General features: G+C 51.4%; 16 protein-coding genes. 5 read left to right on the plus strand and 11 right to left on the minus strand.

Annotated elements, in window-relative coordinates; genetic code table 11:
- Nucleotides 1-10 precede the first annotated feature (10 nt).
- Together ACFOE0_RS18190 and ACFOE0_RS18195 are read right to left on the minus strand one after the other, a co-directional pair.
- Nucleotides 11-1210, minus strand: coding sequence for an MbnH family di-heme enzyme (locus tag ACFOE0_RS18190; protein WP_248934032.1), 1200 nt, complete (start codon nt 1208-1210; stop codon nt 11-13).
- On the minus strand, nt 1207-2031 hold the full coding sequence (locus tag ACFOE0_RS18195) for an MbnP family copper-binding protein (protein WP_248934033.1): 825 nt from the start codon (nt 2029-2031) through the stop codon (nt 1207-1209). The genes ACFOE0_RS18190 and ACFOE0_RS18195 overlap by 4 nt, the downstream gene beginning before the upstream one ends.
- A gap of 114 nt (nt 2032-2145) precedes the next feature.
- Here ACFOE0_RS18195 and ACFOE0_RS18200 point away from each other — a divergent pair, with 114 nt between their 5' ends.
- Nucleotides 2146-4845, plus strand: a complete 2700-nt coding sequence (locus tag ACFOE0_RS18200) for a choice-of-anchor B family protein (protein WP_248934034.1) — start codon at nt 2146-2148, stop codon at nt 4843-4845.
- Between the two features lie 109 nt (nt 4846-4954).
- On the opposite strand, the gene ACFOE0_RS18205 is transcribed toward ACFOE0_RS18200, so the two are convergent.
- From ACFOE0_RS18205 to ACFOE0_RS18215, 3 genes are read right to left on the minus strand one after another with little or no spacing between them, the layout of a single operon-like run.
- Entirely contained in the window at nt 4955-5917 is a 963-nt protein-coding gene (locus ACFOE0_RS18205) for an ornithine cyclodeaminase family protein (RefSeq protein ID WP_248934035.1), read from the minus strand.
- A gap of 55 nt (nt 5918-5972) precedes the next feature.
- Nucleotides 5973-7097: a M24 family metallopeptidase gene (locus ACFOE0_RS18210; protein WP_248934036.1), complete on the minus strand. Its 1125-nt coding sequence runs from the start codon at nt 7095-7097 to the stop codon at nt 5973-5975.
- Entirely contained in the window at nt 7094-8191 is a 1098-nt protein-coding gene (locus ACFOE0_RS18215) for a proline racemase family protein (RefSeq protein ID WP_248934037.1), read from the minus strand. The genes ACFOE0_RS18210 and ACFOE0_RS18215 overlap by 4 nt, the downstream gene beginning before the upstream one ends.
- Before the next feature lie 899 nt (nt 8192-9090).
- Here ACFOE0_RS18215 and ACFOE0_RS18220 point away from each other — a divergent pair.
- Nucleotides 9091-10245: a hypothetical protein gene (locus ACFOE0_RS18220; RefSeq protein WP_248934038.1), complete on the plus strand. Its 1155-nt coding sequence runs from the start codon at nt 9091-9093 to the stop codon at nt 10243-10245.
- A complete protein-coding gene (locus ACFOE0_RS18225) occupies nt 10232-11641 on the plus strand; it encodes a hypothetical protein (protein ID WP_248934039.1) in 1410 nt (469 codons plus the stop codon). Before ACFOE0_RS18220 ends, ACFOE0_RS18225 begins: the two co-directional genes overlap by 14 nt.
- A gap of 354 nt (nt 11642-11995) precedes the next feature.
- On the opposite strand, the gene ACFOE0_RS18230 is transcribed toward ACFOE0_RS18225, so the two are convergent.
- From ACFOE0_RS18230 to ACFOE0_RS18240, 3 genes are all read right to left on the minus strand, one after another.
- Nucleotides 11996-12844 carry a DUF2306 domain-containing protein gene (locus tag ACFOE0_RS18230; protein WP_248934040.1) on the minus strand — a complete coding sequence of 283 codons (849 nt, stop codon included), beginning with the start codon at nt 12842-12844 and terminating at the stop codon, nt 11996-11998.
- A gap of 795 nt (nt 12845-13639) precedes the next feature.
- A complete protein-coding gene (locus tag ACFOE0_RS18235) occupies nt 13640-15364 on the minus strand; it encodes an RluA family pseudouridine synthase (RefSeq protein WP_248934041.1) in 1725 nt (574 codons plus the stop codon).
- A 203-nt stretch (nt 15365-15567) separates the two neighbouring features.
- On the minus strand, nt 15568-15990 hold the full coding sequence (locus ACFOE0_RS18240; RefSeq protein ID WP_248934042.1) for a MarR family winged helix-turn-helix transcriptional regulator: 423 nt from the start codon (nt 15988-15990) through the stop codon (nt 15568-15570).
- Nucleotides 15991-16107: 117 nt separating this feature from the next.
- Here ACFOE0_RS18240 and ACFOE0_RS18245 point away from each other — a divergent pair, with 117 nt between their 5' ends.
- Both ACFOE0_RS18245 and ACFOE0_RS18250 read left to right on the plus strand, forming a co-directional pair.
- Nucleotides 16108-16614, plus strand: coding sequence for a cytochrome P460 family protein (locus ACFOE0_RS18245; RefSeq protein ID WP_248934043.1), 507 nt, complete (start codon nt 16108-16110; stop codon nt 16612-16614).
- 161 nt (nt 16615-16775) lie between these two features.
- On the plus strand, nt 16776-17201 hold the full coding sequence (locus ACFOE0_RS18250; protein WP_248934044.1) for a GNAT family N-acetyltransferase: 426 nt from the start codon (nt 16776-16778) through the stop codon (nt 17199-17201).
- A 178-nt stretch (nt 17202-17379) separates the two neighbouring features.
- Here the strand turns inward: ACFOE0_RS18250 and ACFOE0_RS18255 are convergent, their stop codons facing one another.
- From ACFOE0_RS18255 to ACFOE0_RS18265, 3 genes are all read right to left on the minus strand, one after another.
- Nucleotides 17380-17709, minus strand: coding sequence for a DUF1801 domain-containing protein (locus ACFOE0_RS18255; protein ID WP_248934045.1), 330 nt, complete (start codon nt 17707-17709; stop codon nt 17380-17382).
- 172 nt (nt 17710-17881) lie between these two features.
- Complete coding sequence (locus ACFOE0_RS18260; protein WP_248934046.1) at nt 17882-18889, minus strand: hypothetical protein; 1008 nt, start codon at nt 18887-18889, stop codon at nt 17882-17884.
- Nucleotides 18890-19014: 125 nt separating this feature from the next.
- Nucleotides 19015-19566, minus strand: coding sequence for an SMI1/KNR4 family protein (locus ACFOE0_RS18265; protein WP_248934047.1), 552 nt, complete (start codon nt 19564-19566; stop codon nt 19015-19017).
- Nucleotides 19567-19569 lie beyond the last annotated feature (3 nt).

Genomic DNA, 19569 nt, shown 5'->3' on the forward strand with positions numbered 1-19569 from the left:
GTTTCGGGATTCATCTCAAGCTGGTCATTTGCTCGGTGACAGGCCAGGGATCGCTGAACGCAGGGTTCGATATAAACGATTCGTCCGTCAGGCTATTAAGGAAGGCTATCAGGTCCTGTTTTTCCTGTGCGCTAATATCAAAACCGTTCACAAAAGGACTTTTGAAAGGGTGTCTGCGACCATCACCGGCGAAAAGGCCGCTGGTGATCTCCCTGCCTCCGGCGGCATATATCTCAATCACCTCTTCCAGGCTCGCTACGCTGCCATCATGCATATAGGGGGCAGTCAGAGCGATATTTCTCAAGGTGGGAGCCCTGAACCTGCCATCATCCTGCGGCTTACCGGTCAACTCGCCCAGCCCTCTGTCTTTGTCCGGGTAGCCCTGGCTGTCATCAGTTAGTTTGGTGCGGCTGGTGTAATACAGGCCGATGTTATGAAATGGCCGCCTGTCCAAAGGCTGCTTCTGATGGCTGGTGGACTGGGTAAAGTTAAAGCCACCATGGCAGTGGTGGCACTCCATTCGCTCTGAAAAGAACAGCTTCATACCGGCCCGGACCTGATCATTAATGGCATAGTCATCTTCATAGTAGGCGTAGCGATCGAAGGGGCTGGAGAGGGAAATCAGGCTGCGGACAAAGCTGGAAAGCGCCTGAGTTACCTGAATAAACTCTGGCTTACCTGCATAAGCTTCACCATAGGCCTTGATGAAGAGCTCCGGGTAGGGTGCTCGGGTAAGCCGCTGCAATACCTGCTGTTCATGGCCACTGACGCCCATCTCAATGGGCTCTTGTCCGAACAGGGGGATTAGCACCTGTCTCTCAATTTGAGTCAGGCCATTGTGGGCCCAGGTCAGATTCTTGTTGTAGGCGATATTCACCAGCGCCGGGGCATTACGTCTGTGTTGCTCGCCTGTGCTGCCGGTGGATACCCGCAAAGGCTCGGCAAATGCGTGGGATTGCAGGTGACAGGAAGCGCAGCTCTGGCGTTGATTGGCTGACAGCGCCCGGTCGTAAAACAGGTGACGGCCAAGCTCAACCTTGGCATCAGACATAGGATTTTCTGGGGGGACCTGGGGCAGGGGGAAGTCATCGGGCAGAGCCCATTGGTAAACCTGAGTCTCTTCGGTTGGCTCCTGGCTGGGTAAGCAGCCAGGCAGGGTTACCAGACCCAGCATGATAATCAGTAAACCAGCCTCTTTAACACCTGTCATTGCCCTGAACTCTCTTTGAGGTTTCCCGTGTTGTTGTGTTGCGGCTCAGCCTGCTGCAATGACCATAGAGGCTGAACGGATCTCTGTGCCGACTCCAGTTGGCTCAGCAAAGGCGCACAGGCTTTATTCCCTGGCTCAGACATACATGACTCCTGATAATCCGGATTTGCAGTGATGTTAGCTGGCAGCAATTCACTCAGCTCCAGTGTCAGCCGAGGTTGTCCTGAGTAAGCAAGCTGATAGCGGAATCGATTTTCTGCGGCGCAGGGGACTGAAGGAGGGCGCATTGGGCTGGGAGATTCACAGCCCGCAGAGCCCAGATGAAAACTCCAGCCGGTCTGCGGGTTGAGTTCATCGGGAGTGCGGGTTATATCCAGGCGTAGGAATTTATAGCCCAGTTGCCAGGTCCAGAACATATCGCTCTGATTCAAGGGGGAGTCAGCCTTAATTGGATTAAGGTGATTAAGACTGAAAGGGACTCCCAGAGTAAAGCTGAGGTCGCCGTTATCTATGGTATCGGTAAAGCTGAGCGTCCAATGCCCTTCGCCGCTGCAGTCACTGCCAAGCAGTGCTACATCCGTTTGTTGATGGGCAGTTGATTGCAATGTCAAAGCTTGATTATTCAGCTTGAACTCAGACAGATAAAACTGCAGCTGTGCCAGTTGCCACTGACTCTGGGGTGCAGACATTGCTCCTATAGTGTCACCACAGGCAATGGGGGCACCCCGCCAAACCGGCACCAGTTCAAGCCGGGTAGGAGTGGGCTGACAGGCGACCAGGATTAACGGCATGGCTATGGCGGCGATTATCCTTAGCTGCATCAGGAGCTTTCCTTGGTTTGTTATCGTTTTGTTGCTTGTGTGCTAGCTTATCGGGAGCAGTAAACAAATAAAAGCGATAAAGCGGCGGTAACAACCGACCGCAGGAGCGACAATATGAGGACGTTCAATACCCTATTGCCCGGACTGGTGGCGGCCGGGCTTGGATTTGCGGCAGTGGCAATTATTCCCGAAGCTGATGCCCATGCAGAGCATGACAAGGCCAGATTTGTGGCGCCAAACGGCAAGGATAAAGGCTTTTGTGATAACCCATTGCGGCCCTGTAACAGCCTGGCTTATGCCATACGTCAGGCCAATAAAGGCGATAAAGTGCTGGTGGCAGAGGGGGAGTATAGCCTCAGTAATGCCGATGAGTTGTTTCTGCTGACCAGTGATATTGTGCCGGTTTACGGTGGTTATAATCGGGTTGACCACTTCCTGTCTCAGGCCCCCAGTCTGAACAAGACTTTGCTTACAGGTGTGCCTCCCAAGTTTGCCGGCCAGCTGACAGAGAGAGGTTTTAAGGTTATCAGTGATGGTATAGGTCAGTACGGAACTGAGCTGGACAATCGACTGGCACAAATGGCCGCGCTGCAGCAGAGTCAGCCCGGCGCAAATTGTTCCGGCGGCACGGCGTCCGGTTTTGCCTGTGACAATATCGATCTTGTCTCTCATATGGCGCTGTCAGCGTTCTCATCCTCCCCCGGTGCCGCCAATGATATCTGGGGTCATGTAGACCTTAACTCAGGTACTGAGTACGCCATTATTGGTTTGCAAAATGGCACCGCTGTGGTCAGTCTGGCCGATCCCGAGTCGCCGGTAGAGGTTGGTACAGTGCAGGGCAGTGGCACCAGTTGGCGGGATATCAAGGTATTGCAGTGGTTTGACAGCCAGGCTGTACGTTGGAAAGCCCACGCCTATGTGTCGTCCGAAGGCTCAGATCAGATCCAGATTATCGATCTCAGTAATTTGCCGGACTCTATCTCTTTGGTGACCTCAGACAGTGCCGTAACCTCGGCTCACAATGTGTATATCAGTCATGTAGATTACACCACCAATACTGCCCTCAATGGCATGTCACCTCTGCTGCATATCGTTGGCCAGGGTGGCAGCGGTGGGGCTTTTCGTACCTACAGCCTGAGCCAGCCCGGAGTGCTCAACAACTTGTTCAACAACTCAGGGGCGACCCTCGCCGATTATACCCATGATGCCGCCTCTATGGTGGTGGACGATGGCAGGGCGCAGGCTAACTGCCAGACTCCTGTGTGCACTGTGTTTATGGATTTCAACGTGGAATCCATGCGACTGTGGAATATCACCAATCCCTCGCAATCCAGACAACTTGCGGATGTCAGCTATCAGAATGCCGAGTATGTGCATTCAGGCTGGTGGAGTGAAGACAAGCGGCATATCTATGTGCATGATGAGCTGGATGAGCGTCGGGTTTCGCTGAACACGACATTGAGGGTGTTTAAAGTCGATGATTTAAGTGCACCACAGTTGGTGAAAGTGTGGACCGGGCCAACGGCGGCAATCGACCACAATGGTTATGCCCGTGGCAGTCGTTACTACATGTCCAATTATCAGCGTGGTGTCACTATCCTTGATATCAGTGATCCCGCCAATCCTGTCGAAGCTGGCTTCTTTGATACCTTTCCCGCTTCTGACTCCAATGCCTTTAATGGCGTCTGGGGCGTCTATCCCTATCTGCCCTCCGGGCTGGTGCTGGCCAGTGATATCAACTCAGGTTTGTACGTGCTTAAGGATGCCAGCCTGAACTCAACCCAGGGGCAAATCAGCTTTGCCTCGCCGCAAACCAGCGGCGGCGCCGGAGATCTGCTGGAGGTTAAGGTACAAAGACCTGCGGGCAGTGGTGCTGTCAGTGTGCAGTGGGAGCTGCTGGAAGGGTCTGCCATAAGTAACACGGATTTTCAACAGGCATCAGGCACTCTGAACTGGGCCGATGCCGATCTGGCGGATAAGACCATTCAGGTCACGACGCTGGACTCAGGGAAAAAACAGCAGTTGCTGGCCTGGGTACGTCTGTTTAATCCATCCAATGGTGCAACCCTGGTTACCCCCAGTTATCACAGCCTGAACATAGGTGAAGCTGTGGGTTCGGTCGGTTTTGCGGTCAATGCCCTTGATGGAGATGAAGGTGGCACTGTGCAGGTACAGGTCCAACGCACCGGGGGCAAGGTTGGTGCACTTAAGGTCAGTTATCAACTGCAGAGTGATTCCGCGGTTGTTGGCTCTGATGTGCAGGATGCATCCGGTGAACTCAATTGGACAGACGGTGATGATTCTGTGCAGTCCTTCAATCTGTCACTGCTTGATGATGATGCCGTCGAAGGGGAAGAGAGCTTCAAGGTCACGCTGACTGCAATAGATGGCGCGCCGCTGGGACAAAGCGAGCTGACGGTGACCATTAATGACAACGACAGAAACAACACTGCGCCGACCGTCTCTGCTGGTGAAGATGCCCAGGCGAATGTGGGGCAGACAGTCAATCTGACAGCTTCTGCTACTGATGCTGAAGGGGATACCATCAGCTACCAGTGGCAACAAAGTGCTGGCACCAGTGTCTCCGTAACCAATGCCAATCAGGCCAATGCCAGCTTTGTCGCGCCTTCCAGTGCCGGTACCCTGACATTCATTGTAACGGCTACTGATAGTCTGGGGGCGGCCAATCAGGATGCGGTAAATATCAGTGTGGTAGCCGCTCCCGAGCCTCCAACTACAGGCGGTGGTGGAGGTGGCAGCCTGGGATGGTTGACGCTGATGCTGTTGGCAATGCTTAGGTTGAAAAGACGCTGACAGGAAAGTTGGAAGGAAAAGGGGCTATCCACACCGGATAGCCCCTTTCTTTGTTGCCCTGGTCCTTCATCGCTTAAGCACCCCTACTAAGCAATTCTTAAAACAACTATCAGTCGAACCGGGCGGCGAGCTTGTAAACCAGATTGGCGGCCACCAGGTCGGACAGGGCGGTGCCCACAGACTTAAACAGGGTGATCTCTTCGTCTGACTTCCGTCCCAGAGTGCGTCCACCCACCTGGCTGGCGCACAGGTCTGCCATTTCGCCGCAGATCTGCTCGGCCTCAAATACGCCTTCGGCGATAGGAATAAGCAGCTCACCGGCCTCATTCAGTACATTGGTCTTGCTGTCCACATACACACGGCTGCGCACCAGAGTGGCGGTATCGCATTCGCGGTAGTGTGCATGGTGATTACCGATCAAATCCACATGAGTGCCGGGGGAGAGCCAGTCGCCGTTGAATAAAGGTTCGGGAGAACCTGTGGCGCAGCTGATTGTGTCGGCGGATGAGATTATCTCCTGAGTGCTGGCGCCGGACACAAAGCTGATGTCGGGTAACTCTTCACTCAGTCTGGCCACCAGGCTGGAAACCTTGTCGGCATTACGGGCGATTATGGTCACCTTGTTGTAATCGCGCACGCTCAGGTGCGCCTTAATCATATAGCTGGCCAAGTTGCCTGTGCCGAAAAACACCAGGTGTTTGGCATCAGGGCGGGCAAGGAAGTCGGCGGCCAGGGCGGAAACCGCCGAGGTGCGCCAGAGGGTCACGCTGGTGCCGTCAACCAGAGCCAGGGGGACGCCATGGCGACGGTCAAACAGCATGATTTTTGAATACAGCGAGTCATAGCCATCCCTGGCGTTCTCGGGGAAATAGGTAAAGGATTTAACGCCAATCACCTCTTCATCCCAGGCGGGTAGCACCGCGAAGGCGTTGTGTGCCGGATCGCCGGGAGCCAGCTCAAACACCTGACGTCTGGGCATGGAGAAGCTGCCACCAAAACTCTTTTTCAGTGCTGGCAGTAAGGCGTCGTAATTCAGTGAAGTAACCACCTGCTGCTTGTCGATAATCTTCATCAGTTAATATCCCTGTTGTTCTGTATTTCACGCTGACTCTTGGGTCAACTGGTTATCAGGCTTCCAGCACCATAGGCTTGGGCGCATGGGTCAGGAGTTCATAGCCGCTTGTCGTCACCAGAATATCCTCTTCCAGGCGCACGCCGCCAAAGCCCGGAATATAGATACCAGGTTCTATGGTGATGATATTGCCTTCGCGCAGCACATAGTCGCAGCCGGGCTTGATAAAGGGCTGCTCGTGCAGGAACAGGCCAACACCATGGCCCAGGCCTTCACCGGCAAATTCGGCAAAAGCAGAGGCCTGCAGAATCCGGTTGCTGGCTTTAAGCGCTTCGATAGCAGGCACGCCAGCTTTGACTGTGTCCATGGCGGCCTGCTGCGCCTCGGCCACTGTGTTATAGATAGCAATTTGTTTGTCTGAGGCCTCGCCATAGATATAGCTGCGGGTCATATCTGAGCGGTAACCATTGACCACGGCACCAAAGTCCAGAGTGATAAAGTCGCCGGATTTCAGCTGCTGGGCAGAAGGACTGCCATGGGGCATGGAGCTGCGCTGGGCAAACAGCAAAATGGTATCGAAGGACATGCCTTCAGAGCCCAGCTTTTGCATCCGGTATTCCAGCTCCAGAGCCAGATCCCGCTCGCTGACGCCAGCTTTAAAAAAGGGCAGGGTATCGGCCAGCGCCTGATCGGCAATGGCGGCAGCCTGACGAATTTGTGCCACTTCCCACTCATCTTTGACCATACGCATGGCCTCGACCATGCCGGTAACCGGCTCAAGCTGCTCGTCTGTAAATTTGCTCGCTAGCTCAGCGGCGATGGCATGCCAGGTCGCAACATCCATGTGAGCAGCTTCAAAGCCGACCCTGATGTTTGAGCGAGTACCTGCGGCTTGAATAAAGCGGTTGATACAGTGACCCAGAGACTCATTGTCTCTGTCACGGCAGATCACCTCAAACCCAACGCTCTCAGCTTTGGCGCGCTCGGCGTAGCGGTAATCTGAGATCAGGAAGGCATCTTGAGCAGAGATCACCAGATAGGCGGCGTGGCCACTGAAGCCGCTGATATATCGAATATTCTCATAGCCAAACAGCAGCAGGGTATCCAGGCCCTGGCTGGCCATTTCGGCTCGCAGGGCTGCCTGTCTCTTTTCCAGTACGGGTTGAACTTGTGTCTTCATCGGAAGATAAATCCTGTATTGAGTGGATCGGCGGGATCCAGGTAAAAACTGTGCTGCCCCACCACATTGGCGCTGCCGGATACCCGGGGAATAATGGCGCTGTGGGGGCCAAACTGACAGGCTTCAATTGCGGTCACGATAAAGGGCGAACCTAAAATACTCTCGATTTGGATGCTCTGCCCCAATGCCAGCTCACCTTTGGCATGGTGAATGGCGGCGCGGCCGCTGACCCCTGTGCCTGTAGGGCTTCTATCCAGTTCGCCCTCGGCAAATACACACACATTACGGCTGTGGGACCCGGGATGAATAACTTGAGTCAGCGAGGTGAAAATCACGCCGTAAAGAAAGCTCAAATCGGCTTCAAAGGGGTGGGTTATGTCGGTTGTTGCCATCACGGCAGCTTTGATGCGCTTGCCCCAGTCGATAATTTGGTTGGCATTGTCGGTGCCAAGGTTCAGGTCGATGCTGTCGGCATCCACATAGGCATAAAAGGCACCGCCCCAGGCCAGATCAAACACCACCTCGCCAATGCCTTCGACTTCAACCCTTTGCTGCGCCTTATCCAGATAGGAAGGCACATTGTCGAACTCTACATGCTGCACCTGACCTTCAACCAGCTCAACCCGGGACTGAATAAGGCCTGCCGGGGCATCGATACGCAGATGATTGGTACCTTCACAGGCTTCAATGACTCCCGCCTCAACCGCCGCCTTGGACAAGGCAATAATGGCGTGACCACACATGGTGCTGTAGCCCTCGTTATGCAGAAACAGTACACCAAAGTCACTGTCTGGCCGCTCTGGCTCAACAATCAGGGCGCCATACATATCCGCATGACCACGAGGTTCAAACATCAGGGCTTTACGCAAGTCATCATGGTTCGCCAGACAATCCTGGCGCTTGGCCAGAATGGTATCGCCTTTAAGATGAGGGAACCCAGAGGTGACAATACGCAGAGGCTCACCACCTGTGTGCATTTCCAGTGTGGTGATTTTGGTCATGCCAGCCGTGGGTTGCCAGTTGGCGAAGGAATTACGGTTGGTGTTCGCAGTGTTTGTGCCGCTGGCTGCGGTGTTTGCCTGTGAGTCAGTCATTGCCTGAAGGGCTCCGTTTTATGGTTAGCCTGCGGGCTGATGGGGATAGCCGCATTGTCTTGAGTTGTTATTGTATACAATATACCTGGTGTTGATGCAAGTTTGAGCGGCGACCATGGCCTCGGTTGCCGAGGGATGCTTTCGTGGTGTTGCCTGTGGCAGGGAGTCATGGGGTCACATTGTGGTGACTGTTGGTTGGGTTGATAGTGGACTGCGTCCACTCGCCGCAGGCGGGGGGATTGGCAAGGCCTTCGCCTTGCGGGCGATATTGGACTTATGAAGCGTCGCTTCATTTGCCTGCGGCAGGCTTTTGGCCAAACTTCGTTTGGCAGGAAGTCGTGGGTTTCCAACCCACACCCGGGGAGGGGGCTTTGCGCGCCCAAAGCCCCCTCCACCCCAAAGGGCGCCCCAACCGAAGTTATTATCCATCGTGAAATGACTTCAATTACGCAACCAGCGCCGATTCACCATCCCTGGTTCAGCGGCGCTTGTTCTGTCATCCATGACAGAACTTGCTATTTAAGCCATTCCCCTCCGGCAACTCCGGACGGGGACTGGGTGTATTCCTCTTGCTCGGAGTTGCCCCAAAGTTGCCTGCGGCATGGCAAGGTAATCGCCTTGCAGGCGATATACATCGAAGCCTTCCAGGCTTCACCAGGGGCCGAGGGTATTGCCTGTCCAATCCGCTAACAACCCTAAGGACACACCAACCGAAGTTATTACTCTTCGTACGTTGAGTGCAATTGACGTAACCAGCCACCAGAAGTTTATCTGTATCGTGACAATGTCGATTCCGGCACTTTGGCGTCTATATGACTGGGCACATATTCTAAGCAATAAACGCTTATGAAATAACGTGATTAATCGTATACTCCTGGCCCTCAATTTTGGAGTCTTAAATGAACGTTATTATCAAACGTCTTGAGCTTATCAAGAACTGCATTGCTCTCCAAGAGCATCAATTGGTATCAGTACAAGTTGAGTTGCTAAAAGATATTGAAAGCCAAGGCCTAAGTAACATCTTGGAATTGATCGAGTGTTCTTTCTATTCAGATGCTTCCAAGGCAATTGATGAATTCATTAAGAGCCACACTGGTTTGGTTATCTTCGAAGACCCAGAGATTCAAACTCTTAAATCCGAGATTAACCTACTTGGTAGCCGCATCAGTGTCCTCACTGCTGATAAAGAGGAAATGGTGGGGCTTATTGAAGACTTCAACCGTGAGTACCACTTACAAGTAGGTGGCATCATGGCTGAGATTCTTTTCTTTAAACGCTGTATCTACCGAAAGAAGTACGAGGCAGAACGTCAAGCATATGAAGAATCCCACCAGTCCTTCAACAAGAAACGCTCTAAGTTGCATGAGTTACAAAACGAACTAACTGAGCTCAATACTCGACTAGATGAATGTGAACTGTTCTCCGAAGAGTACGACGAGATCTCTGATCGTATCTTTGATGTTGAAGAACAGATTAAGCAGCTTCGTGGTGAAATACGCGAAGAGTACGAAAACCTCAAGAGCAAGAAAGAGGACATCGAAGGCGGTTCTGAGAAGGACTATAAAGAAGCCTCAGAAGATCATAAAAGTTTCTCGGAAGAGCATGAAGAAGAGATTAAGAAAGATGTAAACAATCTCTCACCTGAGGAGCAAAGGGAACTTAAAGCACTTTACCGTAAGGCCAGTAAGCTTTGTCATCCTGACCGTGTTGGTGAGGAGCAGAAAGAAAAAGCTACGGAGCTCATGACCGATGTTAACCGCGCTTATAAAGCTAAGGACCTAAAAGTCCTTCGCGAACTGATATCAATGCTAGAAGGAGGTATGCATTGGAGTAGTGCTTCCGACTCATCGAATGAAAAAGAGTGGTTGCAAAACAAAGTCCAAGAACTTCGCCAGAAAGCGAAAGATTTGGAAGATGAGATCGTAAGTATCCGCGAATCTGAGTCGTGGCGGGATATCATCGAGATTGACGATTGGATGGACTACTTCCACGATACCAAAGAAGCACTAGCAGAGATTTTAGAAGATACAAAAGAAGAATATGAACAAGCATGAAATCCAAGTCCGCCAGAAGACCGATATTGTCCTAGCGAAATCTAGCAAGCTAATGGGTCTTACTAACAAGATCCTAGCTAACCGTAAATCTCTGACTATGGCTATTAAACAAGGTATCTTAGAACGCCGTCCAGACCTTGTGAAGGTGGTTGAGAAGTTGTGGGGTGAGTCTGCCTCATGCCGAGTCTCACGTCTAAGTGTGTACCTACTAGGCACAGCAGGTGACTGGGTAAATGACGTAGATTGGCTCGAGGAGAACGGCGATAGTTTTACCTTTAGTAACCCTAACTATATTATTAAAGATGATACTGGCTTTGAGACTTACCCCAATTTCTCTGACCTAAAGCTCCTTGAGCATGAAATCACACCTGAACAAGTAAAATCCTCTAACAAGCCTATATTTATTGCTTACGCTGCTTGTGTGGGCGTTATTGATGTGTCGTGGGCGTTTGGTATTTTATCTGCCTTCTCTAAAAAGGATTATGAAACTAAAAAAGCTTGGGAAATGCTTTTGAGTTACGGTGCTATTGAGGAGTACTGGATCGACTCTGACAATGGTTGGATGTATGAGGAAGACCTAGAAGATATGATTTACTTCTACGGTCTTGCTGGTAACGAGAATGCTGAATGGTCTCATAACCTTATCTGGGAGATAATGAACACCGAGCAAGAGTACGCAGGTAAGAAGTGGGCTGTCTCTAAGATGATTTGTAACCCTTCCATACCTCAAGAGTTAAAAGAGAAGTGGTTCAGCCACAGGACTGACATTCCTTGCAGTACTACACACCGTGGTACAGAGGATTATGAGTACATGCAGCGTATTGCCTTCGCAAAAGACAAAACAAAACCTTGGTCTCCTGAGTTCATCCGTAAGCACCGTTGGGAACTGGCGATGAACGAGTTATGTAGCAATGAGGCTGTTACTTGGACAAAGGAGCTAATTGAAGAACACAGGGATTATGTGAACTTCCACCGCCTATCTAGTAACAAGAGTGTTGTTTGGGATGAAGAACTACTTGCGACACTAGATGATCCTGAGTGGGAATGGAATATTCGCAATGTAACATCTACACACCAACTACCTACTGGTGATGCTTTCATTAAGAAGTATTTTGACCATTACGTTGCTGCAAGTGTAGATGAGACCTTTAAAGATGGTGTATGGGAGGCTGCTTGTTCTGAATACTCTGGCGTTAGTTTAGAGTACTTGGAACAGCTATGCAGTCAGTGCGAGTTTGACGACGAGGACGACGAGGACGACGAGGGTCGTGTTTGGTGGGTAGCAGCACTCAGATCATTCCCTAACACATACTCACTAAAGGATTTAACCTTCGATGAAGTAAACGAGATCATTACGCATGTTCGAGGTTACGGATTAGCTTTAAAGGACGCATAGTTTATATCCCCATGAGCCCAAAGTAACTCCTGTCCCGAAGTTATTTACTCGGTGCTGCGGGTTACACCTTATCCCCATCGGAGACGCCGAGAGGTGTTGGATGAAATGACGTGAGCGAGACATGGATGTCGAGCTAGCTTCAGTCGAATCATGGACGAGCGTCTGAAGCGGTAGTCAATTTCATCCATAAGCCCGAGGGGTTTTCGTCTCCGTCTGGGGCGGCAGGGGTGATCCAAGAGGGGATTGCTGTAGATCCCCTTTTGGTCGGGTGTGGGGCGAAGCTCCACGATCTCGGCCAAGCGAAGCTTGGCTAACCTATGCCGCAGGCAACTGTGGGGGGCTGGAGCCCACGTCTTATCCCCCCGCCATGCGGGAAATCCATGACCCCCCAACGGCAAATATCCCAATAGCCATGGCAGATGTCAGCAGCAGAATCACGGCTGCGCTAAAGTTTGTTGCCAGGCGACTCTTGGACTTTTGGGCCCAGAAATACAGCTGCAATCCAGCGAGTGGGATAACAAACTGGGCGTAGCTGACAATTTCCAGGAAGGGGCCGCTGAAGGTTTTGGAGTCTATGCCGATGCCGCCGGTTGTCATAAACCAGCCGTAGGTCATCAGGCGCAAGAACCAGACGGCGCTAACTACCATAAACAGGCGTAGCATCCAGCGGCGGTGGGAGGCGAAGTCTTTGTTAATGGCATAGTAAAGCCCGAGGGCGGCGAAGGCGACGACCAGAACGCCACTGGTTGTGGTACCTATGTCCTGAACCACTGAGCCTATCGCCCGCTCTCTGGCCCAGGTCAGATAGGTGCCCGCCATACTGACGATGACTGAGGCGATGATGTAAAACCAGCCGCTGTATCTGTGGATGCGGGGGATTTTACTGCGGATATTGGGCATAAGTTGCAACTGTCCAGCGGCGATAATCAGGCCTGCGCCCAGAATATGCAGGGCCAGCATGTTATTGCCGACACTGTCGCCTGTAATAAAGCCATTGGCCAGCCGGGTTCCTTCAAAGCCATCGACGCCGTTGGCGGCAAAACGGGAGCCATAGTATCCGGCGATATAGGCGACAAACAGCCACTGGCCGATAGCGGTGACCACAAACCAGATTTTGGCCGACCAACCCAGCCAGTTTATGGATGAGTTTGTTTCTGCGTCTCGCTGCGCGTGACTTTCCGCAGTCGTGGATAGATCTGACATAGCATTCCCCTCTTTATATCAGTGCACTCTCCCTGGGTGCACTTGCCGCGCTTCAGGGAGCCGCAAATTGGGGATGCCAATACAACATGGGCTCGGACATACACTCTAGCGCAGTGAAATAACCACTATGACACAGGGGATTTAAATCGGGCTATGGCGGTAAGCCGCTTAATTGTTAGCTTAGGTTTCATACCAAACACGTTCGCAATCTTTCTCACAGTTATAGCCCGGTTAGCAGAAAATAGAATCAGAGAGATAGATACGGGTTAATCAGTCCGCGTTACTTACAGATTGCACTAAGTCCCCGTCCGAAGTTGCCGGAGGGATTAGGTTGAAATAGCGGGCGCTGTCATGGATGACGAACTGGCTTTGTATATGGATGTAAAGAAAGATGGATAGGTTTAAGAAATGCGCAGGAATTGCAGGTTGCACCTAGTCCCTGTCCGACGCTGCCGAGGGTGTTGCTGAAAATGGTGTAGCGAGGCATGGATGCCGAAGCAGCGACAGTCGAATCATGGACGAGCGTCTGTCGCGTTAGCCAATTTTCAGCATAAGGCCGAGGAGTTGTCAGCGTTGGTTGGGGCGCCCTTTGGAGTGCAGAGGGCTTTGGGCGAGCAAAGCCTTCTGCCCGGGTGTGGGCTGGAAGCCCGCGATTTCGGCCAAGCGAAGCTTGGCTATCCCTTTAATTGCCGAAGGTAATTCATATCCCGCCATTTGGCGGAAAGCCTCGGCAGAGGCTTCACCAAATGCCAAGCGAAGCTTGGCTAACCATCCTCCCCGCTAATCAGCGGAAACCTAAAACTCACAGGGTACACTAAACGTCATTCGCTCTTTGGTATACGGGTGGTCGAAGGCCAGTTGCTCTGCATGCAGGTGCAGGCGAGAGTCTTCTTCGCCATACAGGCCGTCGCCGACCATGGGCATATTCAGTCCCATGTGGTGGGCGCAATGCACCCGCAGTTGATGGGTGCGGCCGGTTTTGGGGTGCATATAAAGTTTGCTGCGGCCGTCTTTCACTTCGATCAATTGCCAATAGGTGGTGGCAGGTTTGCCGTGTTCAAAGCACACCAGCTGCCTTGGTCTGTCGTCGGGATCGCCACGCATTGGCAGGTTAATTTCACCAGCGGATTGCTCGACGACACCTTCCACTGTGGCGATATAGCGTTTCTCCACTCCGCGGCTAATAAACTGCTGTTGCAAGCTTTTGTTGGCGCGGCGTGTCAGGGCAAATACCAACAGGCCTGATGTTGCCATGTCCAGACGGTGCAGTACAAATGGGCCCTCGACGTCCGGGAACAGTGCCTGAACCCGGGTGTAGGCTGAGTCCTGAACAGCTTTTCCCGGTACAGACAGTAAGCCTGACGGTTTGTTAACTACCACGATCGCGTCATCCTGATAGATCACCTCCAGTGGTTTGTTTGCTCCCCAGTTTTGCTCCAGCGGGTTGGGGTCGACCTCTAACCCCTCCAGCATATAGCTGAGAATGGGGTGACATTTGCCATGGCAGGAAGGGTAGAACTTTTTGTGCTGTCTAACTTCAGACTTGGGTGAGGTGCCCCACCAAAACTCGGCCATGGCCAGCGGCGTATAGCCATGCTGATAGGCGTATTGCAATAACTTGGGCGCGGCGCACTCTCCGGCTCCGGCTGGCGGGGCCGGGTTTGCACTGGCTGCAAAGATAGCCCTGAGTGACTTGTTATCCCCAACGGCATTGAAGAACTGATATTGCTCAAACAGCTTATTTTGAAGGGTGTTTGATAATACCTTGCGCTGCGCTTTAAGTGTCTCTACGGCAGTGGTCAAGGCCGCGAGCTCTGCTTGAATGGCTGCAATTTTTTCATCCCATTCCAGCTTCAGGTATTTAAGCTCATTTTTCTCGGCCACACTCTGCACCGCCAGTGCATCCAGCGCGGTTTGCAATGCCTCGCCGGTGAGCTCAGCCTGCGCCTTTTGTCTTTGCAGTTTACGTGCGGCGCGACCCTCAATCATCTTCAGACGCTGGCGCTGCTCGCAGCTTTGGTATTCAGCCATAGACTGGCTGAGCTGGGTATTCAGCCCGGCAATACGGGGATCGCCAGACAAAGACTTTATCTGCTGGCTGATCCCGGTAATGGTCTGCTGCTCCTGGTGGAAGAAGCTTAGCTCGGTCAGCATATCAAACACAGGTGGCACAAAGTGTGGGTGCAGGTTTTGGTTTGAGACCTTGCCCGAAAACGCACTGAAATACCCCAGCTCACCCTGAGGGGAGCGAACCAGTAATACCCCAAACATCTTACCCATGCCGCCGGGGGCTTGAGAGCCCTCGTCTTTCTCTTCACCCGCCTTCTTGTCAGCTTCGGAAGGCACGCCAAATTCCAACAGCCAGTCTTCCCGGGTTAACAGGTACTCCTGCAGTTCATGTGCGGCTATTTCGCATAGCTCATGAGGCTGATAAAAGAAGGGAAAGGTAAAGGCATCTGGCAGTGCCAGGTGCTCGATGTTGGCGTTAAAGCGGGTAAACAAGTTATTGGGGTGGTGCATGGAGGAACATCTATCAGCGACACGTGGGCGCGCGATTTTACCTGTTTAGGTAAGGATTAGCATCTCTGTCCGGGGAGAATTATTGATACAACAAGAGCGGCGGGTTTCAGCGCTGGATTGTCTATCTCTCTTCTCAACACCTGTCCGGTGTTTGGACAGGGGGTTCACAGCCATACTCTGGCCTGATGACAAGGCGTCGGCAGTTATTTTTGACCAATCTTATTACATGTCTCGATAACCGACATCGCCTCCTGAAGTGACAAGCCAGTGGCACAAAATGCACTTTCTGTGGCACTGACGCTCTTGGTTGCCAATGCCTTGCCTTCATCTGTCAGGGTAACGTTCTTTTGCCTTTCATTACCTGCCAAACGCTTCAATCTAACCAGGGATTTCGCCTCAAGCTTTTTCAGCAAAGGGGTCATGGTTGCCTTGCTCAGGCTGGCGCGCTGGGCCAGTTGGGTAATGGAGACATTGTCGGTTTCCCACAGCGCCATCATCACCACAAATTGCGGGTAGGTTAAGCCCATTGATTCAAGAATAGGGCGGTACATGGCGGTGAGTTTGTTGGAAGCCGTGTATAGCGCAAAGCAAAGTTGGTCGTCCAGGCGGGCAGCGTTTGTAGGCAATTGGGATGGCCTTTTAGTGTTTAGGTCGAGGTTCATTGTAGATAGACAGAGATTGGGTTGCAATTTGATTTGTATACAGACAGTATGTATGCGAACTATTTTGTGAGGAGTTAACAAATGAAACTTTTCAAAATAATGGTGGTTTTGGCATTTATGCCTATGCAGTTGACAGCCAATGATAAAGTCGCGTTTCCCGATAATTATCAGCAAGGGTTCACTGAGTACCTCTCTCTGGATCGTACCCAGAACTCGGATCAGTTTATTCGCCTGTTTGCCAATGATGTGGCTATGAAAGGGGCGAACAGCTCCGGCGGCCTCGGCCATGGTTCCGTATTGGTGGCCGAGATCTACTCGGTGAAGAAGGACGAGCAGGGCAAGGTGGTCACCAGCGCTCTGGGACGCAGAGTAAAAGATAAATTGCTACTGGTGGCTGTGATGGAAAAGCAGCCGGGTTTGGGTGACGGACAAACTCCCAATTTCAACCTTCATACCGGCGACTGGGATTTTGCGACTTACAAACCCAATGGCGAACCGGCAAAGAAAAACCTGGATGCCTGCCGCGCCTGTCATGCCCCTTTGGCTCAATCTGACTTTGTGTTCTCCATTGAGCATTTGGGTAACTGAGCAGGCGGGTAAACCAGATTGGGAACTTAGCGGCCAACCGACGCTAACAGAGATGATGCCAGTTTTATCTCGCTATTGGTCTATTGAAAAAGCTATCCCGGTTCTGTATTGGTACTGGCTTAGGAGCAGCCCGCCGACCAGAGACTGATAGGAGAAAATGGATGGAAGTGACGTTAGTCAAAAGCTCTGATCCCTTGTTTGCGGAGCGCCTCGCCAAAGCAAATATGGACACTTACTATCAGGCTCGCGGGAAAGTATGGGATCACCAAGGGTTTTTAGTTGGCTGGGAAGCGTTGGATAACTATGACATTTATGCAGACAACGAGCGTATCGGCATTGTTTGTCTGAAGTATAGTGATGACACGACTTTACTGTGGGATCTGCAGATACTGCCCGAATTGCAGGGGAAAGGTATGGGGTCCAGGTGCCTGGATTTGGTGATTGAGCATGCCCGCCAACGTGGATCTGCCAACTTGGCTTTAAACGTGTTCAGTGAAAATCCTGCAATTAAACTCTATGAATCAAAAGGTTTTATTCGGACCTCTGAAGCTGAGGAGCTGATTAATATGCAACTTCCACTAAGTTGATAACAGCTACCTTCGCCGCATTCCTGCACTGCGCTCTCCTCTCAACAGCACAGATGCTGGTCTGGATGCTTGTTTGCTGAACTCAGTCGAAAGATTGGGAAAGCCAAGACAAGATGGGCTGACACAGCAAGCCGGGCGGTGTCACTGCGACTGGGACCTTAAACTACAGGGGCGCAGGCTACTGGAACTCTGACGCTTGTATCAGCAAATATTTAAGGGCGTCAAAATCCACTTCATTAATGGATTTGAAGTTGATATGACGGCGGGTTTTGCCTGTGCCCTGCAGCAGCTTTTTCGGGTCATCCAGTTGCATACCGTGGCTGATAGACACCTGCACATGAGCAGCATAGATAAACACGCCACAAAACTGGCCTTCTTTCAATTCAGGCTTGAGGGTAAACAGGGTGCCACCATACTTGCTGACGCGAGAGGCATTGGGAATAGATTCCTGAATAAAGGCTTCCAGCTGATCCGCCAGGGGTAACAGGTCCAGAGGTTGAGTCGTCATAATCCGATGAGTCCTTTAAGTGGTCTGTCTATTGTCTTTGGTTGTTGGCCAAAAACAATCACCCAATAATCTATTACTCTCTGATACCCCAGGTATAAGCCGGGCGCTGAAGGCAAATTAACAGCGTCAGACGCTCGGCTTTAGTCAGGGGGATTAACATCACCAGCGATATTTAGCGCACAGAGCTGGTTCGTCCAAAGTACTCATCTGACTCATATAGCTTAATGATGTCTTCCAGTTGGGTTTCTTCATTATTGGCCATCAATTTGTGGGTCAGGGCACTGAGCTTTATCAAAATATCTTTGCACTCAACCTGGGCGGAGGATACCTGCTTGCAAGCCAGCCAGAGTATTTGTGCATACAGGCGTTGTTGATTGCGTATCAGGTTACCTGCCAGGTTGATGTTGATATGCACTAAAAGCTGAGTGTTGTCTGTCAGTGTGTTGTTGTCCCGGCGCTCCCGGAATTCAGGCTCTTTGCCTGATGGAACAAAACTGTCCACCCATTTGTCATAGTCAGCGTCGGCTAACAGGGCGTAGGAGCGATTGATAAATGGCCCGTCATTCATCAGTAAATCGACTTTCTCTGAGTCTTCAACATCCTGCGGTGCAGACTCCAATAGCGAATTGGCGTATTGAGTGAGCTGGTGAAACTCTTTTAACAGCGCCACATAGCCAGTGTTGATACTGTCGTGGGCATGGCCGATTTCCCGGATGTCCTGCTGCAGCGCAGTGAGAAACTTCTCACCACCGGACAGAGAGTCGAGCACAGGAACCAAAGAGTATCTGCGCTTTTGGATAGCTTCGTAATAAATGTCCACGTGGTGGCGGATTTGTTCGAGGGACTCAACCAGTTTATCAATCTCTCCGGGACGGTTGGTCAGGTAGCGTTCCAGCGCTGCAAATGGCGATTCACTTTGCGTATTGACCCTGCGGCGTATTGGGCTGGTGAATTGGGTGCAGGACTGCACCATATCGCTGAAGCTGGTTTCAAATTCGCTGAGGATGGTTTGCACCTTCTCCAGCGAAGCAACCCGTGCTTGCTCATTCAAGCCCAGCTGACGTTCTTTCGATGCGCGCCGACGACTCTCTAAACTCCATGAAATTAAAGCGCCAATAATGGTAACACTGGTGGCAATATCAAATCCGAGCTGAACTTGCTCTGTAAGCATGCTGGGCACAGTCAATTCCTTTTGTTTGTGTCTTTAATGGATAGATAGTGTGCTCAACAATTGTTAATTGCAAGTGTGTTTTCTGTTGATTTTATTCGGGTTTGTTTGGGCGGGAGTTTTATCCGGTAAGTTATTCAGAGAATCTTATCGTCAGGAATATTAAAGTCCGGTTCCTCGGGTGAGTGATTCTCTACGACCATGGTGAGGAGTTGGTTAAAAGAATCTGCCAGTTTGACCATATAGTCTTCATCGTCAAATGCACCCCAGGGCTTCCAGCTGCTGATGTAATAGATTGTTCCATAGCTCTGTTCTGATAAACCCATCACCAGTAAGTCCCGTGACAATGAGTCTGCAATCACCAGCGTCTGCGGCGGAATTCGCTTGTAATCAACACCTGAATACAATTCCGACGCATATAAGGTATCTCTGGCGTCGCTGAAGTGAGTCAGAAATGACAGTGAAATGCCGTTTATTCTGATATTCACTCGCTCATCATCGACGAAGCTACGCATGCCATAGTGCTTCATTAACCAGCGATAATCCTTTGGTAGCGGCGCGCCGGCAAATTTCTCCAGAGCGTCCAATTCGTCATCGCTGGACAGGTAAACATCTGCGGTTTCGCCACTGTCTTCGTCAATTTCAGCCCATTTAACTTGTTCACACAGCCACTTTATCTCATGTGTCATCAG

The sequence above is a fragment of the Shewanella submarina genome, from assembly GCF_042646185.1.
In the GTDB taxonomy this organism is placed as follows: Bacteria; Pseudomonadota; Gammaproteobacteria; order Enterobacterales; family Shewanellaceae; genus Shewanella; species Shewanella corallii.